The organism is Caloramator sp. E03 (genome assembly GCF_006016075.1).
GTDB lineage: Bacteria > Bacillota > Clostridia > Clostridiales > Caloramatoraceae > Caloramator_B.
The window spans coordinates 1,677,160-1,694,198 of record NZ_CP040093.1 but is presented as its reverse complement, the minus strand read 5'-3'; the positions used below and the strand labels follow the sequence as shown (position 1 = coordinate 1,694,198).

The window sequence follows — 17,039 nt, the reverse complement described above, 5'->3', positions numbered from 1 at the left end:
TAAAAGTTTTAAATCTGCTTTTTATAAATCCTATATGTTCTATAATGTTTTCCACCAAAGCCTTCAACATCTCTTCTCATAGCTAAATTTGTCTCTCCAATGGTAGATCCTTCACCATAAATATATCCTTTTTTAAGCCCTTCTTCAAATATTTTATAAAGCATTGCACTACTAACACCTTTTTTTCTATATTCAGGTATAACAAACATTATAAATAACCTTCCTGAATTTATTTTCCTTTTATACCATAATAGTTTAAATAGCCCAAATGGAAAAAGTCTTCCCCCTAAGTGTTTTAAAACTTGGTTATAATCTGGCAGAGCAACAGCAAAGCCAATAGGCGTGTCCATAGATCTTGCAATAACAATTATATCAGGATCAACCATTCGTTTTAAATTTTTAACTTCAGCTTTAATATCCTCTAATGATGGAACGGTTAAATCTTCCCACTCCATAGGCATTGATATATCTAGTATCTTTTTAATATCTGTTATTTCTCTATCAAATCTTTTTAAATCTATTTTATCTATATGATAATTATATCTTTTCATTGCAAATTCAACTACTTTTCCATATTTTTTAAAGTCAGCATTGGATAAGTCATAATAATATGCATATAAATCATAAAACTTTTGAAAACCATAATATTCAAATAATTTAACATAATATTCAGGATTATAAGAATTCATAAGTACAGGAGGACCATCAAATCCCTTAACTAAAAGTCCTTTATAATCATCTCCGTTAGTAGGTGACACTGGACCTCGCATACTATTCATTCCCCTATCCTTTAACCATTTCACTGCTGTATCAAAAAGTAAAAATGCAACATCCTTATCATTAATACATTCAAATAGAGAAATATATCCTTCATTAATCCCTTTCTTTTTATTTAAATCATCATTTATTCCTACACAAATTCTCCCTAATGGCTTATTGTCATTATATACCATAAAAAAGCTATGGTCACCACTTGAAAAAAGAGGATTGTTTTTTCCAACAAGCTTATTCATTAAATCATATCTCAATGGTGGTATCCAGTTTTTATCATATTTATATATATCATAAGGAAGATCAATAAATTTTTTAAATCCCTTCTTATTCTTTATCTCTATTATCTTTAGCATAAAATCCTCCAAACTTTTAGATTAAAGTATCTGAGATTACATCAGCTGCTACTTCAGCATTATCATTATAGTTAGAATGATTCCCTTCAAGGATAATACTTCTTATTAATTTTTTCTTATCTTCATAAGTTTTTGAATACTTTAAAAGCAGTCTGTCTATGTTGTTTTTATATAGTTTTTTGTTTTCAAGTACCTTAGCAAGCTTTAATACCATCTCATTCTCATCGTCACAAACTTCCCCAAGGCCATATTTTTCTATCATAGTTATAGCTCCCTTATCATTTGAGGTAACTCTTTTAAATGTAATTTCTGGTGTCCTGTTTAATAGGCTTTCAATAAAAATACCAGCAGATGCTCTTGCTATTATACAGTCTGATGCAGCAATAAACTTATCAAATCTATCAGTATATTGAAATAAAAATATGTTTATCATTGTATTAACATTTTTATACATTTTTAGTTTGTTATATGTTATATCATCATTACCACACATTGCAAGGATATTTAATGGCTTATTATAATTTTCGCATATATACTTTATAATCTTTATAATAAGTTTACCTCCTATGCTCCCACTTGCAATAAGTATTGTATCTACATCTTCAGGTATACCAAGTTCATTTCTTATTGCTTTAACGTCCTTTTTATCAAAATGTTTTTTCTCTGCAAGAGGTCCTATAACTTCATACTTTGCATAGTTATTCTCTTCAAAAAAGCCTTCGGGATTTCTATATATAGAATTTTTATACGCTAAAAGCACATATTCTTTATAAAATTTTAAAACATATCGTATTTTTTCAAACATAGTACTTTTTCTATCAAGGTTATAAGAAAAATACGTACTACCAAAGTCGTAGTTTCTTATAGCTTCTCCCGTTTCATTAAAGTAGCATATATGGATAGCATAAGGATTCACAATATCAATAAATACAGAAACCTCCGTTAAAAATATAAAAAAAGGTATTTTCTTCTCTTTAGAATATGTACCTAACACTTTATTGTATCCATCTGCTGTGCATATAATTATATCTGGATTTATATCTTCAAGTTTATTCATAAAATCTTTAGTGTTTAAAACCTCTAAGATAGGAACTCCTAATATCCTTATTATAAAATTTAAAAGTACATCTGCTGTCTTTATTAAGTTTTTTCTTATTAAAAAGTTCCAAAGATGTATAATAAAATCAACATCAGAAGAACCTGCTATATCACTTCCCGAATATTTTATAATTTCTACTTCTTCTGTCTTTAACATATCTTCTAATATATTTGCCATCCTAAGATGTCCCATTCCCATTCTTTCATAAACAATAAGTATCTTTTTCTTCATCTTATTCTTCCTTTCATATTCCAGATTAACCTTTATTATATTTTACCAAATATACAAAAATAATCATATTAAAATATAATCCACAATGAGTATTTTATCCATTTGACTTAAAAGTATAATGATACAAAAATTTAAATTATTTATTTGTCTAATATGTGGAACTTTTAATAAATTGTTCCGTCATATATATTGATAAAATCAAAAGAAAGGAGATTTTTATGAGAAAGATAATATGCTCTTTAATTATACTGTGTATGCTTTTTATATATACAACTCCAATTCGAGCTAATGCACAAGATAAAATACCTCCTAACAAAGCAATAGAAATAGCAAAATCGGCATTTGATATAAATACAGAAGGCCTTAGCTTTAAACAAAATTATATAGAAAATATGAACGGTAGAAAAATATATGAACTTAATTGGTATTCTAAAAAGCAAACAGGTGAAAATATCTACGTTTCAGTTGATGCTGAAACAGGAGAAATCATAAGCATGAGTATGTCAGATGGCTCTGTATATTCAAATAATAGGATACCAAAATATTCAAAATCGTCTGCTCAAAAGGTAGCCTCTGATTTGATTATTAAACTTCAACCCCAAAAGTATAAAGAATTAAAATTAGATGATAAGCAACGTAGCATTTATGGATATGACTCTTATTCAGATGTTTACACGTTTAATTTTATAAGAGTAGCAAATGGTATTGAGTTTAGCGATAATGGCATCACAGTTTCAGTAGATAAAAATAATCTAAAAATACGAAGTTACAATTTGAATTGGGATAATATAACTCTTCCAGACTCTTCAAATGCAATAAGCATTGATACTGCAAAAAACATTTTCAAGGATAAGCTTGGATTAGAACTTGCTTATTCAATGGTTTATAATTCAAAACTTAGCAAAAATGTGCCTATACTCGTTTATTCTCTAAAAAACGGGAATATGCCAATAGATGCAGTTACAGGAAATATAATTAAAAACGGTTATTACATTCCTTTTATTAAAAATGGAGATACAAATTCAAAGGATAGCACTCAAGCACCTCAGCTGACAAATGAAGAACAAAAGGAAATTGACTTAACAAGTAAATACATCACAAAGGAAAAGGCTATAGAAATTGCAAAGCAATATCTACCACTGGATGATAAATATAATCTAACTAATGCAAATCTTTATTCATATAGCCTTGATGATGATGCAGCATGGTATTTGTATTGGGAGAACAGCAATCCTTCAACAAACACCTATAACTATATGAGCGCAAAGGTTGATGCATTAACTTCTGAGATAAAATCCTTCTATTTTGGTGGTTCTGACTTTGACCAGCCATCAAAGGATAAAAAGCCTTTATATGATAAAGAGCAATCAAAAAAAATAGCAGAAGAATTTATAAAAAGCGTATATCCTGATAAGTTTAATCAAATTGAATCCAGAGATAATGAATATTATATTTCTAACGACTTAAACTATATATCTCCAATCTATTACTTTAGATATATAAGAAAAACAGATGATATTGTATATAACTTTGATACAATAAATATAAATGTAAATTGCTATACTGGAAAGGTTTGTGGATTTAATATAAGTTGGTCAACCAAATTAAATCTTCCGTCTAAAAACGATACAATAAATATTGAAGATGCTTATAATATATTATTTGAAAAACTAAATTTTTCTCTTAAATATGTAAAATGTTATAATTATATTAACCCAAATAGTAAGCCTCAAATAAAGCTTGCTTATGTACTCGATTCCTTCAGTGGAATGCTTGATGCAAAGAGTGGTTATGTATTAGATTACAATGGGGATCCAATTAATGAAAAGAATTCTGCTACTGCTGAATATACAGATATTAAAGGAAATCCAAATGAAAACAGTATAAAACTTTTAGCTGAATTGGGCATATTAAAAGATAGTTCAGATAAATTTAGACCAGATGATAAAATACTTCAAAAAGATTTTATAAAACTTCTTGTTTTATCTACTGATCCATATATAAGTGATGACAATTCCTACGACGTATATTATAAGCAGGCGATAAGCAAAAATATAATATCTGAAAATGAAAAAAGCCCTGATAGTGAAGTTACAAGGCAGCAGGCAGCAAAAATTATTGTAAACTCCTTAGGTCTTGGTCTTGTTGCAAATAAACCCGATATGTATGATATATCAAAAATAAAAGATGCAAACATGATATCACAAGATTATAAGGGATATATTGCAATAATTTCTGAACTTAAGATAATGCCTTTAGACAATGACTTTTTCAATCCATTAAATACTATAACAAGAGGAGATGCTGCTACCATAATTGTAAACTATCTAAACAGTTTAGATACAAAATAAAAAGGAGGTACCCCTCCTTTTTATTATTATTCAATATCTTAAAAATACTTATACAGTCTTTTGTATTATAGGTCTTATTTTAGTTCCTATTAAAGACACTAAAAATATTTTTATTATATCCACTCCTATAAAAGGCATAACTGCTACTTTTATAATATTTATGATTGAAAAAGCTTTACCAATATAAAAATTCATAATGGCATACATATAAATGCTACCAAAAATATATAAAACTATAAGGCCTAAAAGCTGGGCTATAAATAGTGTGAAAAATTTGTTATTTTTGTTAGATAAAATACCAATAATATATGCAGAAAATATAAAACCAATAATAAATCCAAATGAAGGTTTAAAAACATACCCTATCCCTCCTCCATTTGAAAATACAGGGAGTCCAAAAAGCCCTATAGTAACATATATAATCTGTGACAATGCCCCAAGTTTTGCTCCAAGCAAAACACCAGACAACGCACAAAAGAAAAACTGAAGCGTAAAAGGTATATATCCTATATTAATCTTTAAAAAAGCACCAATTGCCGTAAGGGCTGCAAATAATGCTACAAGAATCAATTCCTTCGTTTTCATAGTACTCCTCCTTATTTATTATGTGGTACTAATACTATATTATAATATTTGAATATATTAGTAAAGTATAAAAATAAAAAACGGCCAAATGGCCGCTTTTTATTAATATGCTTTTCCCCAATATACAAGTTTTTTAGCTTCTTTTCCACAGCATACGCATCTATCTGATACATGTTCCTGTTCAAAAGGCATACATCTTGCAGTTGCCCCAGTTAATTCTTTTACTTTATCTTCGCATTCCCTATCTCCACACCACATAGCCTTTATAAATCCTGGTCTATTTTCAACAATATCTTTAAATTCCTCCATATTTGTAGCTATGGAAGTTCTTGCATCTCTATGAGCCTTTGCTTTATTATAAAGTGATATCTGAATATCTTCAAGAAGCTCAACTATTCTTCCTTCAATCTCATCCATTTTAACAACAATCTTTTCCCTATTATCTCTTCTAACAAATACAACCTGATTGTTTTCTATATCCTTTGGTCCAATCTCAACTCTAACAGGTATTCCTTTCATTTCATATTCGTTAAACTTCCATCCTGGCATTTTATCACTATCATCTATCTTGACCCTTGCAACTTTTGATATTCTGTCCTTAACTTCATAAGCTTTTTCAAGAACTCCTTCTTTATGAGGTGCAATTGGAATTACAACAACTTGTATAGGTGCAACCCTCGGTGGTAGTACAAGTCCACTATCATCACCATGAACCATTATAAGTGCACCTATCATTCTTGTTGTAAATCCCCAGGAGGTTTCATGAACGTACTGAAGCTTTCCTTCTTTATCAAGATATTTAATATCAAAAGCCCTTGCAAAATTATCTCCAAAATTATGAGACGTTCCAGACTGAAGTGCTTTACCATCATGCATCAAACTTTCTATAGTATAGGTAGCCTGAGCACCTGCAAATTTTTCTTTATCAGTTTTGCGTCCTTTTATAACAGGTATTGCAAGTACTTCTTCACAATGAGCAGCATATATATTAAGCATTCTTATAGTTTCTTCTTCAGCTTCTTCTGCTGTTGCATGTATAGTATGTCCTTCTTGCCATAAAAATTCTGCCGTTCTCAAGAAAGGTCTTGTAGTCTTTTCCCATCTTACAACCGAACACCACTGGTTATAAAGCTTTGGAAGATCCTTGTAAGATTGAACTATCTTTGAAAAGTGTTCACAGAATATGGTTTCAGAAGTAGGTCTTACACAAAGCCTTTCTGTTAACTTTTCACTTCCTCCATGAGTAACCCACGCAACCTCTGGAGCAAAACCTTCAACGTGTTCTTGCTCCTTTTGCAGAAGACTTTCAGGAATTAAAAGAGGCATATAAACATTTTCATGACCTGTTTCTTTAAACCTTCTATCAAGATCCTTTTGAATGTTTTCCCATATAGCGTAACCATAAGGGCGGATAATCATAAAGCCTTTTACACTTGAATAATCTGCAAGCTCTGCTTTTTTAACAATATCAGTATACCACTGGGCAAAATCCTCGTCCATTGGAGTTATCTCTTCAACAAATTTCTTTTCTTTTTCACTTGCCATACCTAATCCTCCTAAAAATTTTTAAATATAAAAAAGCCTCGCATCCCACAAAGGGACCGAGGCTAATATTCGGCGGTACCACCCTAATTAGTATACCAATATAGGTATACTCTCTTTGATCTATAACGGGACAACCCGCTGCAACTTACTAAAAAATTTCAGTGCAGAACTCCAAGGTGGGTTCAAAGCACGCCTTTAGGGATTTTCACCAGCCATCCCCTCTCTAAGAAAGAACTATGCTTCTACTATTCCTTTTCATAGTCTGTAGGATTTATAAAAATCTTAAAATAAAATTCGAAATTTGTCAATAGAAACATTATATAAACATGGCAATTGCTTTAGCCTCAATCGCAGGATAATTTATTAAATATGAAAATTCCTCCGGAAGTATAATATCGTATTTTCTTAATACATCAAGATAGCATTTTGTTAGGTTTAGTAAATCAATATAATAGCTTGACATACAAGTTTTATCAAGAAGGTTTATATGTTCATTTTCTCTTATTTTTCTTGTTACTTTACACATAACCTTAAAATTATTATTTACATTGTCATATATATAAGAGTTCTTATCCATAAAATAATTAAGATTAACATCAAGAACCATAAAAAAGGTTTTGCTCTTTAAAATAATTTTATTTGTGTTGTTTTTGTTAAGAATATCCAATAGATTCTTTAGCATTTTACATATAAATTCAAAGTTAGTTATATTAAATTTAGGATCATCATAAGGCAATAGTTTGTTAAGCACCTTTGGATCATAAGAATCTATTATTGAAATAACAGTCGATATTTGGGCTTGTAAAGATTTATTAGAAAGTTTTGTATATAATTCCAAGAAATCGCCTATATTTATAGAATTAAAATCCTCAACATATCCTAAATCAGATTTAATCATATTCTTGGAATACATAATCTTTATTAAAGAATTAAATATACTAAAAGTTGTAAAACTTTTTTTAACTCTTGTTTGAACTCTTTTACCTCTCCTATTTTCTAAACTTAAAGAACTATCTTTTACATTACTTAAGCTATTACTTATTACAAGGTTCTTATCATTTGGATCAGTTTTTTTACTATCATTTCCATTTGAAATTTTATTCCCAAGCTGAGTTTTAATATAGTTATCTTTAGTATTTAAAAACAATTCTTCCTTTGATTCTATATATCCATTTATAATTGTTGAGTACAAATCAAGTATTATGTTTCTATCCATATATAGAGGTATGCCTAAAGTACCCATATTAAATACCTCAATAATGCTTTAATACATTCTATGAAATATTGATAAGTATGTGCTTTTATACTCATATTTTGTTAAATATTAGCTCTTCTAATAATTCTCTATTTATATCTTCTTCTGAATATATAGGTATATTATTTTCCCTTAAAATATAAGCAGCAACTCCCTCTCCATCTCTAATTTTCCCTTTAAAACATCCATCATAAATCCTCTTACTACCACATGATGGGCTTTTTTGTTTTAAAATTGCAGCTTTAACAGGAAACATTTTAATTATCTTTATAACTTCTTTAGCTCCTTTTACATACTGCTCTGTAACATCTTCTCCTTTACAATTTAAAATTTTACAATAACCCATCATAACATCCTTACCAGTTCCACCTATTATTTCTGAAGGTTCCCTTGGAGTTGAAAGCCCTCCAAGCTGTTCAGGGCATATAGGTATAAACTTACCGTAGCAACTGTATTCAATTAAAAGATCATTTGAATTATTCTTTCCATTGTACCTTGTATCAAGCCCTAAAAGGCAAGAACTAACTAAAATCATATATTCACCTTCTTATCTCTTACATTATTCTTTTACAACCTTATCAATTTTTACTTCATATTCTCCATTAGGAGAATACACCTTTACAATTTCTCCAACCCTATGTTTAAATATTGCCTTACCTATTGGCGATTCAATACTTATTAGATTGTTCATAGGATCTGCTTCTACCGTTGTTACTATCTTAAATTCTTCAACCTCATTTTCTTTTAGAAACCTTAAAGTAACTGTTTTGCCTATACCAACCTGATTATCTTCAGTATCATCTTTTATAATTTTAGCTGTTTTTATCATTCTTTCAAGGTACCTTATCCTGCTCTCATTCCTTGCCCTCTCCCTCTTTGCAGCCTTATACTCAAAGTTTTCACTTAAATCTCCAAAGGCCCTTGCCTCCTTAATATCCTCAATTATCTTATGCCTTACTACAACTTTTCTATATTCAATTTCTTCTTTTAATTTGTTTATTGCTTCTTCAGTAAGATAGTTATTCATAAAATACTACCCCCTTATATTAATATAATACCATAAAAAAATTTTATTTAGAATCAGAAGAATTTGTATGCATAATATTAAAATATTTAGGTATAAAAATTCAAAAAGTTATTGAATATGTATAAATAATAATGTATAATTATGCTTGTAATAGTTTTGATAATAAACATAAATTGGGAGTGATAAAATGAAAGAAAAAGTTGTACTTGCTTATTCTGGAGGTCTTGATACTTCAATAATTATACCTTGGCTTAAAGAAAATTATGATTTTGAAGTTATTGCAGTTTGTATAGATGTAGGTCAAAATGATGACATGAACCACGTTAGAGAAAAGGCTATTAAAACAGGAGCCTCAAAAGTATATATAGAAGATTTAAAAGAAGAATTTATAACTGATTACTTATTTAAAGGTATAAAAAGCGGTGCTATATATGAAGGCAAATACTTACTCGGTACTGCCTTTGCTCGTCCTTTAATGGCAAAAAGACTTGTTGAAATTGCTCACATCGAAGGTGCAAAGTATATATGCCATGGATGTACAGGAAAAGGAAACGATCAAGTTCGTTTTGAAGTTGGTATAGCCTCCTTTGATCCAAACATTAAAATTATAGCTCCTTGGAGGATATGGAATATAAAATCAAGGGAAGATGCAATTGATTATGCAGCATCAAAAGGAATAGAAATTCCTGTTACAAAAGAAAAAATATATTCAAGAGACATGAACCTTTGGCATGTAAGCCATGAAGGAGGAGAACTTGAAAACCCTACAAATGAACATAAAGATGACATGTATTTATTAGTAACACCACCAGAAAAAGCACCTGATAATCCAACCTATGTTGAAATATATTTTGAAAAAGGCGTACCTAAAAAAATAAACGGAAATGAATTAAATCCAGTAGATATGTTAAGCCTATTGAATAAAGTAGCAGGTGAAAATGGAATAGGCGTTATAGACCTTATTGAAAACAGGCTTGTTGGGATGAAATCAAGGGGAGTTTATGAGACTCCTGGTGGAACTTTGTTATATTATGCCCATGATGAACTTGAACGCTTGACTTTAGATAAAACAACATATCATTTCAAGCAAATTGTATCACAAAAATATGGTGAGCTTGTTTATGATGGGCTTTGGTTTACCCAACTTAAAGATGCCCTTGATTCCTTTGTTGAAACTACACAGCAAAATGTTACAGGAACAGTAAAATTAAAATTATACAAAGGTAACATAAAAACTGCTTCAATAGATACACCTTATGCACTCTATAATGAGGAAATCTCGTCTTTTTCTACTGGTTCATTATATAATCATTATGATGCGGAAGGTTTTATTAATCTTTATTCACTTCCATCAAAAATTAAAGCAATGATGAATGCTAAAGAATAAGGAAGGTTTTATTTATGAAACTTTGGGGAGGAAGATTTAAAGAAGCTGAAAGTAAACTAATGGAGAGCTTTAACAGCTCTCTATCCTTTGATAAAAATTTATACAAACAAGACATATTAGGCAGCATAGTCCATGCTAAAATGCTTACAAAATGTGGCATTTTAAATAATAAAGAAGGAGAGCTCATAGTAAAAGGATTAGAAAATATATTACACGATATAGAAACAGGCATTTTAAAAATAGATGGAGATTATGAAGATATTCATAGCTTTATTGAAACAAATCTCATTAAAAAAATAGGTGATGTTGGCAAGAAACTTCATACAGCAAGAAGTAGAAATGACCAAGTTGCTCTTGATATGAAACTTTATGCAAGGGAAAAGGCTGAAGAAGTAATATCAAGTTTAAATAAACTAAACATTTCCCTTAAAGACTTAGGTGAAAAACATAAAGATGTTATAATGCCAGGTTATACTCACCTTCAAAGAGCACAGGTTATAACTTTTAAATATCATCTTTCAAGTTATATTAATATGTTTAAGCGAGACATGAAAAGAATTGAGAATGCCAAAGATATACTTAACGAGAGCCCTCTTGGCTGCTGCGCCTTAGCAGGAACAACTTATTATATTGACAGAGAGTTTACTGCAAAGGAGCTGGGATTTAAAAAGCCTGTTGACAACTTTTTAGATGGTGTAAGCGACAGGGATTATCTCTTAGAGCTTATGTCTGATTTTTCAATAATAATGATGCACTTAAGCAGGCTTTGTGAAGAGATTATTTTATGGAGCAGTAAAGAATTCAGCTTCATTGAAATAGGAGATGAATTTTCAACGGGAAGCAGCATAATGCCTCAAAAGAAAAACCCTGATGCAGCCGAGCTTATACGTGGAAAAACAGGAAGAGTTTATGGAAATTTAATTTCACTATTAACTACAATGAAAGCTCTTCCCCTTGCCTATAACAAGGATATGCAGGAGGATAAAGAAGCCTTTTTTGACTCCGTCGATACTACTCTTTCATGCATAAAAGTTATGGCTGAAATGCTTCCTACTATAAAAGTTAAAAAGGAAAACATGAAAAATGCAGTTAAAAAGGGATTTCTTAATGCAACAGAGCTTGCGGATTATCTTGTTTTAAAGGGGATTCCCTTTAGGGATGCCCATGGAATAGTTGGAAGAATAGTTTTATACTGTGAAGATAAGGACAAATCTATAGAAGAACTATCCCTTGAGGAACTTAACCAATTCGGTGATTATTTTGACTTTTCGGTTTATGAATACATCGATTATGACAAAGCTCTTTTAAGAGGTATAAAAAAAGAAATGATATAAAAAAATAAATGTCAGGAAGTTTTTTTCCTGACATTTTTTGTATTAACAAATATTTAATATATAAATAATTGACTAATAGTCATTTATGCATATAATAATATTATGATTAATGACTATTAGTCAATTTTAAAGGTGGGTGCTGAATGGTTAAAGAAAAAATCAATAAAATACATAAAAACAAAATAATAAAGAGAAACAAACTCTTTGATGCTGCCTATGATTTGTTTTTGACAAAAGGCTTTAGCAGCACAGCCATAGACGATATCGTTAAAAAAGCTGGAGTTGCAAAGGGTACCTTTTATCTTTACTTCAAAGATAAATATGACATAATGGATCATCTAATACTATCAAAGAGCTCCCTTGTAATAAAGGAAGCACTCCAAAAAATAAAGGATGAGAATTACGACAACTACATCGACAGAGTAATCAGTTTTATAGACTACATAGTTGAATATTTTAAAAACAATAAAATGCTTTTAAAAATAATTCACAAAAATCTTTCCTTTGGGCTTTTTAGAAAAGCCCTTCAAAAACCTGAAGAATACAAGGAAATGAAGGAAGTTGCTGATCTTCTTTTAAGCAGCCTTAAAAAGGAAGGCTTTAGCGATGACAATATTGAAAAGATTTTGTTTATGGTAATAGAACTTACAGGCTCAGTAATATACAGTTCAATTATTCTTGAGGAGCCTGATACAATCGACAATATGAAGCCTGTTCTATTTATGATGATTAAAAAAATGTTAACTATATAAAATCTTTAAAGGAGATGACAGTCTTGAAAAAGTTTGGTCTATTAGTAACTAAACACAAAACAACAACATTAATAATAGCTGCTGTACTTTTAATTCCTGCCATATTTGGCATGGTATCAACTAAAATCAATTACGACATTCTAACCTATCTTCCTAAGAATCTTGACACCATGAAAGGTCAGGAAATACTTGATAAGTCCTTTCATAATGCAGCAACATCTATGCTAATTATTGAAAACATGGAGTCAAAGGATGTATTAAAACTTAAAGAGAAAATCGAAAAAGTAAATGGTGTTGAAAAGGTTATATGGATAAGCGATGCCTTAGATACGAGCATACCTAAGGAAATACTTCCTGATGAAATCAAAGATTTTTTTTACAGAAAAAATTCAACGCTGCTTTTTATAAAATTTAACGAATCCGCTTCATCAAAGGTAACTATGGATGCAATAAGCAGTATCAGAAAAGTTACAAATGAGCAGTGTTTCCTTGGAGGGCTTGCTGCAATTGTAAAGGATACAAAAGACCTTGCAGACAAAGAAACTCCTATATATGTACTTCTTGCAGTTGTGCTCTGCCTTTTAGTTTTAAGTTTCTCAATGGAATCCTATTTTATACCCTTTTTATTTATAATCTCAATAGGTTTTGCGGTTATTTACAACCTTGGAACGAATAAATTTTTAGGACAGATATCCTATATCACAAAGGCTCTTGCTGCTGTTCTTCAGCTTGGAGTTACGATGGACTACTCAATATTTCTTCTTCATAGATATGAAGAAGAAAAGCAAAATATTGAGGATAAGGCTCTGGCGATGGCAAATGCCATTGAAGCGACCTTTGTTGCAATAACTGGGAGCTCTCTTACAACAGTTGCAGGATTTTTAGCCCTTTGCGTAATGAGCCTTGGAATAGGGAAAGATATGGGAATCGTTATGGCAAAGGGAGTTTTAATTGGAGTTTTAACTGCTGTTACAATACTTCCATCCCTTATATTAACCTTTGACAGCCAGATAGACAAATATCATCACAGGGTGTATCTTCCGTCCTTTGAAAAAATAGCTAATATAGTAACTAAATATTATAAAGTATTTGCAATAGCCTTTTTGATATTATTCATACCAGCAATTTTTGGACAGTCAAATGTTAAAGTATACTATAACCTCGATGAATCCCTTCCAAAGGATTTAAAATCAGTTGTTGCTACAAACAAGCTTAAAAATGAGTATGAAATGACAACTATTCATATGATACTAATAAACAGCAAAATACCTGCCTATAAGGTAAATGAAATGGTCAAAAAAATAGAAAAGGTTGATGGGATTGAACATGTTATAGCCTATGACAAATTCGTAGGAACAAGAATACCAGAAAGCTTTATCCCTGAAGATATTCGAGAAATCTCTACAAAGGGAGGTTATAAATTAATAATCGCTACTTCAAAATATAAAGCAGCAACTAAAGAAGAAAATAACCAGGTTAAGGATTTAAACTTTATAGTAAAATCCTATGATATACACGGAATTGTAGCTGGAGAAGGGCCTTTGACAAAGGATTTAATCGACCTTGCAAATAAAGATTTTAATAAATCAAGCCTTGTTTCAATAGCATCGATATTTGCAATAATACTGATTGTTTTTACTTCTTTATCTATACCAATAATACTTGTTCTTTGCATAGAACTTGCAATATTTATAAACATGGCAATACCATTTTATATGAATCAAACTCTTCCCTTTATAGCTTCAATAGTTATCGGCTGCATACAGCTTGGTGCTACCGTTGACTATGCAATACTTTTAACATCAAGATTCAGGGAAGAAATAAGAAATGGTGCTGATAAATTTGAAGCTATGAAAATAGCTGTTCAAGGAAGTGCCGTATCTATCGTAACCAGTGCTATGTGTTTTTTTGCCGCAACTATTGGGGTTGGACTTATTGCAAAGATGGATATGATTCAAACTCTTTGTAAGATGCTAGGAAGAGGAGCACTTATAAGTATGATAGTTATAATTTTAATTCTGCCCTCTATTCTTCTTGTTAGCGAAAAAATAATAGCTGCAACAAGCAGGAACTGGAATAAAAAGCCTGCATTAAAACTTAGACTGGCCAAGGAGGAGGAATAAAAATGACAATTAAAAATTATTTTGTAAAAACAGTAGCCATATTTTCAATAGCATGCTTTATGCTGACAAATATAGCCTTTGCAAAGGATTTAGTTAAAAAGGATGAATCTGTATATGCAATATTATCTGCAGAGGGGCAAAAAAAGGAAGTCATTGTAAGCGACTATCTTCATAGCGACAAGGCTGATATAGAAATAAAGGACAAATCCACATTAAGCTCTATTACTAATGTAAAAGGCGATGAAAAGCCAATTATATCTGGGGATACTTTAATTTGGAAAACAAACAAAAACGATATATTCTATCAGGGGAAAACCGATAAATCTCTTCCAATAAATATTAATATTAGTTACTATTTAGATGGAAGCAAAGTAAGCCCTGAAGAAATTGCGGGAAAAAGTGGTAAAATTAAAATAAATATAGAATTAAAGAATAAAGATGCCCACACAGCAAAGATAAATGGTAAAAATAAAGTTATATATACTCCTTTTACAGTTGTTGCAGCTGTTAATCTGCCCCTTGATAATTTTAAAAACGTAAAGATAAACTCTGGAGAAATGCTATCCGATGGAAACAATCAGGTTATAACCTTTGCAACAGTATTGGGACTTAAAGACAGCCTTGGAATTGATGAGAGTTTAATCGATATACCTGAAAACTTAACAATTGAAGCAGAGTGCACAAACTTTGAATTAAAACCAATTATTATAACCGCAACTCCAAAAATAATTGATATAGGTAAGATTGAAGGAGCTAACAACATAAAAGACTTAATCGATGGTATTTCAAAAATTAAGGATGCAACCTACAAACTATCCGATGGTACAGGAAAAATAGCACAGGGTGCTAAGGAACTTTCTGACAACATGAATAAACTAACATTAGGTCTTGATACTCTTAATTCATTTTCAAAGAAGATAAACGATGGTGCAAAAAAGCTTACAAAAGGCACTGAAGATGCATTAAATGGGGCAAAAAAGCTTTACGAGGGGGCAGCTGCATTATCTTCAGGCACAGAAAAGCTTTCAAAGGGAACAGTAGATTATGCAAATGGAGCTGAAAACTTTGCTACAGGCTCAAAAAAGTTTGCAGATGGAGCAGTTAAAATTGCAGATGGTACAATGGAGTTATCTCAAAAAACTGGTGAACTTTATGATGGACTAAATAAGCTCCTTTCAGCCACTGAGCAGATTAAAAACGGTGAAAAGCAGATATCCGATGGTGCTTCAAAAAGCCTTGAAGTTATATCAAAATTAAAAGAAGCAAAAACAAAAGAAAACAGTGCAATAGAACTTTTGATTAAGGGTGTTGACGGTCTTGAAACAATAGTTTCACTTTTATCTCCAATCCCACAGGCAAAGGAAATTCAAGAGAAGCTTACATCAGGCCTTGAAACTCAAAAAGCTTACCTAAAACAGCTTCTTGATTCAGGAAATCAATATGTTGAGGCTCTATCTCAGCTTGAAGCAGGGATTGTAAGCATTAAAAACGGTACAGATAATCTAAATTCAGCTCTCTCATCCCTTCAGGATGGTCAAAAAAAAGCTGCTGATGGCGCATATTTGATTTCAAAGGGAGGAGAAACTTTAAAATCCCATGCACAGGAACTTCAAAATGCAGGAAATTCACTATCTGAAGGTGCAAATAAGCTTACAGAGTCGAGCAAAGTTTTAAGCGAAGGATTAAAACAGGTTGGACCTTCAATTTCAAACATTGCACAGGGAAATAAAAATCTCTATGAAGGATTAAATTCTCTCCATCAAGGCTCTATGGCTCTATCACAGGGAACAGATGAATTCTCAAAAGGAATGGAAAGTGCTTATGAAGGCTCTGTTAAACTTAATGAGGGAAGTGAGAAGCTTTCTAATGGTACAAAGGAACTTGACAAGAATATGAAGAAATTTAAAAATGAGGGAATAGATAAAATAGACTCAAAGGTTAATGGTAAATTAGGAAATATTGATGATATAATAAAATCAAAGGATGAAATAGTAAAATTATCTAAGGATTATAAAGCCTTCTGTGGAATAGGAGAAGACATGGAAGGAAGCGTCAAATTTATAATGAGAACTGAGGAGATCAAAGCTCCCGTAGTTTCTAAAACATGTGTTCAAACCAAAACAAAGGAAAGCAAAGGATTCCTTGAATGGTTAAGAGATATATTTAAAAAGATATTTTAAGCAAAACAGAACCGATATAACCTGATTTAGGCTATATCGGTTC

General features: G+C 30.9%; 13 protein-coding genes and 1 other annotated feature. Of the genes, 6 read left to right on the top strand and 7 right to left on the bottom strand.

Features of this window, described 5'->3' with window-relative positions; all coding sequences use genetic code 11:
- Nucleotides 1–8: 8 nt before the first annotated feature.
- On the bottom strand, nt 9–1,127 hold the full coding sequence (locus FDN13_RS08335; RefSeq protein WP_138979776.1) for a GNAT family N-acetyltransferase: 1,119 nt from the start codon (nt 1,125–1,127) through the stop codon (nt 9–11).
- A 16-nt stretch (nt 1,128–1,143) separates the two neighbouring features.
- On the bottom strand, nt 1,144–2,457 hold the full coding sequence (locus FDN13_RS08330; RefSeq protein ID WP_138979775.1) for a glycosyltransferase: 1,314 nt from the start codon (nt 2,455–2,457) through the stop codon (nt 1,144–1,146).
- Nucleotides 2,458–2,675: 218 nt separating this feature from the next.
- Here FDN13_RS08330 and FDN13_RS08325 point away from each other — a divergent pair, with 218 nt between their 5' ends.
- Entirely contained in the window at nt 2,676–4,808 is a 2,133-nt protein-coding gene (locus FDN13_RS08325) for a YcdB/YcdC domain-containing protein (RefSeq protein ID WP_138979774.1), read from the top strand.
- 48 nt (nt 4,809–4,856) lie between these two features.
- On the opposite strand, the gene FDN13_RS08320 is transcribed toward FDN13_RS08325, so the two are convergent.
- From FDN13_RS08320 to greA, 5 genes are all read right to left on the bottom strand, one after another.
- Nucleotides 4,857–5,393 carry a biotin transporter BioY gene (locus FDN13_RS08320; protein ID WP_138979773.1) on the bottom strand — a complete coding sequence of 179 codons (537 nt, stop codon included), beginning with the start codon at nt 5,391–5,393 and terminating at the stop codon, nt 4,857–4,859.
- Between the two features lie 102 nt (nt 5,394–5,495).
- A complete protein-coding gene (gene proS / locus FDN13_RS08315; RefSeq protein ID WP_138979772.1) occupies nt 5,496–6,938 on the bottom strand; it encodes a proline--tRNA ligase in 1,443 nt (480 codons plus the stop codon).
- A 48-nt stretch (nt 6,939–6,986) separates the two neighbouring features.
- Nucleotides 6,987–7,206 (bottom strand) — a binding site (T-box leader).
- Nucleotides 7,207–7,254: 48 nt separating this feature from the next.
- Nucleotides 7,255–8,181, bottom strand: coding sequence for a DUF6414 family protein (locus FDN13_RS08310; RefSeq protein ID WP_138979771.1), 927 nt, complete (start codon nt 8,179–8,181; stop codon nt 7,255–7,257).
- A 64-nt stretch (nt 8,182–8,245) separates the two neighbouring features.
- Nucleotides 8,246–8,728 carry a DUF523 domain-containing protein gene (locus FDN13_RS08305; RefSeq protein ID WP_138979770.1) on the bottom strand — a complete coding sequence of 161 codons (483 nt, stop codon included), beginning with the start codon at nt 8,726–8,728 and terminating at the stop codon, nt 8,246–8,248.
- A gap of 24 nt (nt 8,729–8,752) precedes the next feature.
- Entirely contained in the window at nt 8,753–9,220 is a 468-nt protein-coding gene (gene greA / locus FDN13_RS08300; protein ID WP_138979769.1) for a transcription elongation factor GreA, read from the bottom strand.
- A gap of 187 nt (nt 9,221–9,407) precedes the next feature.
- Here greA and FDN13_RS08295 point away from each other — a divergent pair, with 187 nt between their 5' ends.
- The 5 genes from FDN13_RS08295 to FDN13_RS08275 all read left to right on the top strand — a co-directional run bounded on the left by FDN13_RS08295 (nt 9,408) and on the right by FDN13_RS08275 (nt 16,996).
- Nucleotides 9,408–10,607, top strand: a complete 1,200-nt coding sequence (locus tag FDN13_RS08295) for an argininosuccinate synthase (RefSeq protein ID WP_138979768.1) — start codon at nt 9,408–9,410, stop codon at nt 10,605–10,607.
- A 14-nt stretch (nt 10,608–10,621) separates the two neighbouring features.
- Complete coding sequence (argH, locus tag FDN13_RS08290; RefSeq protein ID WP_138979767.1) at nt 10,622–11,941, top strand: argininosuccinate lyase; 1,320 nt, start codon at nt 10,622–10,624, stop codon at nt 11,939–11,941.
- A 143-nt stretch (nt 11,942–12,084) separates the two neighbouring features.
- Nucleotides 12,085–12,693 carry a TetR/AcrR family transcriptional regulator gene (locus tag FDN13_RS08285; protein ID WP_138979766.1) on the top strand — a complete coding sequence of 203 codons (609 nt, stop codon included), beginning with the start codon at nt 12,085–12,087 and terminating at the stop codon, nt 12,691–12,693.
- 14 nt (nt 12,694–12,707) lie between these two features.
- Nucleotides 12,708–14,816 (top strand): efflux RND transporter permease subunit, encoded by a 2,109-nt coding sequence (locus FDN13_RS08280; RefSeq protein ID WP_138979765.1) that lies wholly within the window; start codon nt 12,708–12,710, stop codon nt 14,814–14,816.
- A 2-nt stretch (nt 14,817–14,818) separates the two neighbouring features.
- A complete protein-coding gene (locus FDN13_RS08275) occupies nt 14,819–16,996 on the top strand; it encodes a hypothetical protein (RefSeq protein ID WP_138979764.1) in 2,178 nt (725 codons plus the stop codon).
- The last annotated feature ends 43 nt before the right edge of the window (nt 16,997–17,039 follow it).

Excerpts from the sequence above, each read along its gene's own strand:
- FDN13_RS08335 (WP_138979776.1), bottom strand. The coding sequence starts at position 1,127 with ATGCTAAAGATAATAGAGATAAAGAATAAGAAGGGATTTAAAAAATTT.
- FDN13_RS08330 (WP_138979775.1), bottom strand. The coding sequence starts at position 2,457 with ATGAAGAAAAAGATACTTATTGTTTATGAAAGAATGGGAATGGGACAT.
- FDN13_RS08325 (WP_138979774.1), top strand. The coding sequence starts at position 2,676 with ATGAGAAAGATAATATGCTCTTTAATTATACTGTGTATGCTTTTTATA.
- FDN13_RS08320 (WP_138979773.1), bottom strand. The coding sequence starts at position 5,393 with ATGAAAACGAAGGAATTGATTCTTGTAGCATTATTTGCAGCCCTTACG.
- proS (WP_138979772.1), bottom strand. The coding sequence starts at position 6,938 with ATGGCAAGTGAAAAAGAAAAGAAATTTGTTGAAGAGATAACTCCAATG.
- FDN13_RS08310 (WP_138979771.1), bottom strand. The coding sequence starts at position 8,181 with ATGGGTACTTTAGGCATACCTCTATATATGGATAGAAACATAATACTT.
- FDN13_RS08305 (WP_138979770.1), bottom strand. The coding sequence starts at position 8,728 with ATGATTTTAGTTAGTTCTTGCCTTTTAGGGCTTGATACAAGGTACAAT.
- greA (WP_138979769.1), bottom strand. The coding sequence starts at position 9,220 with ATGAATAACTATCTTACTGAAGAAGCAATAAACAAATTAAAAGAAGAA.
- FDN13_RS08295 (WP_138979768.1), top strand. The coding sequence starts at position 9,408 with ATGAAAGAAAAAGTTGTACTTGCTTATTCTGGAGGTCTTGATACTTCA.
- argH (WP_138979767.1), top strand. The coding sequence starts at position 10,622 with ATGAAACTTTGGGGAGGAAGATTTAAAGAAGCTGAAAGTAAACTAATG.
- FDN13_RS08285 (WP_138979766.1), top strand. The coding sequence starts at position 12,085 with ATGGTTAAAGAAAAAATCAATAAAATACATAAAAACAAAATAATAAAG.
- FDN13_RS08280 (WP_138979765.1), top strand. The coding sequence starts at position 12,708 with ATGACAGTCTTGAAAAAGTTTGGTCTATTAGTAACTAAACACAAAACA.
- FDN13_RS08275 (WP_138979764.1), top strand. The coding sequence starts at position 14,819 with ATGACAATTAAAAATTATTTTGTAAAAACAGTAGCCATATTTTCAATA.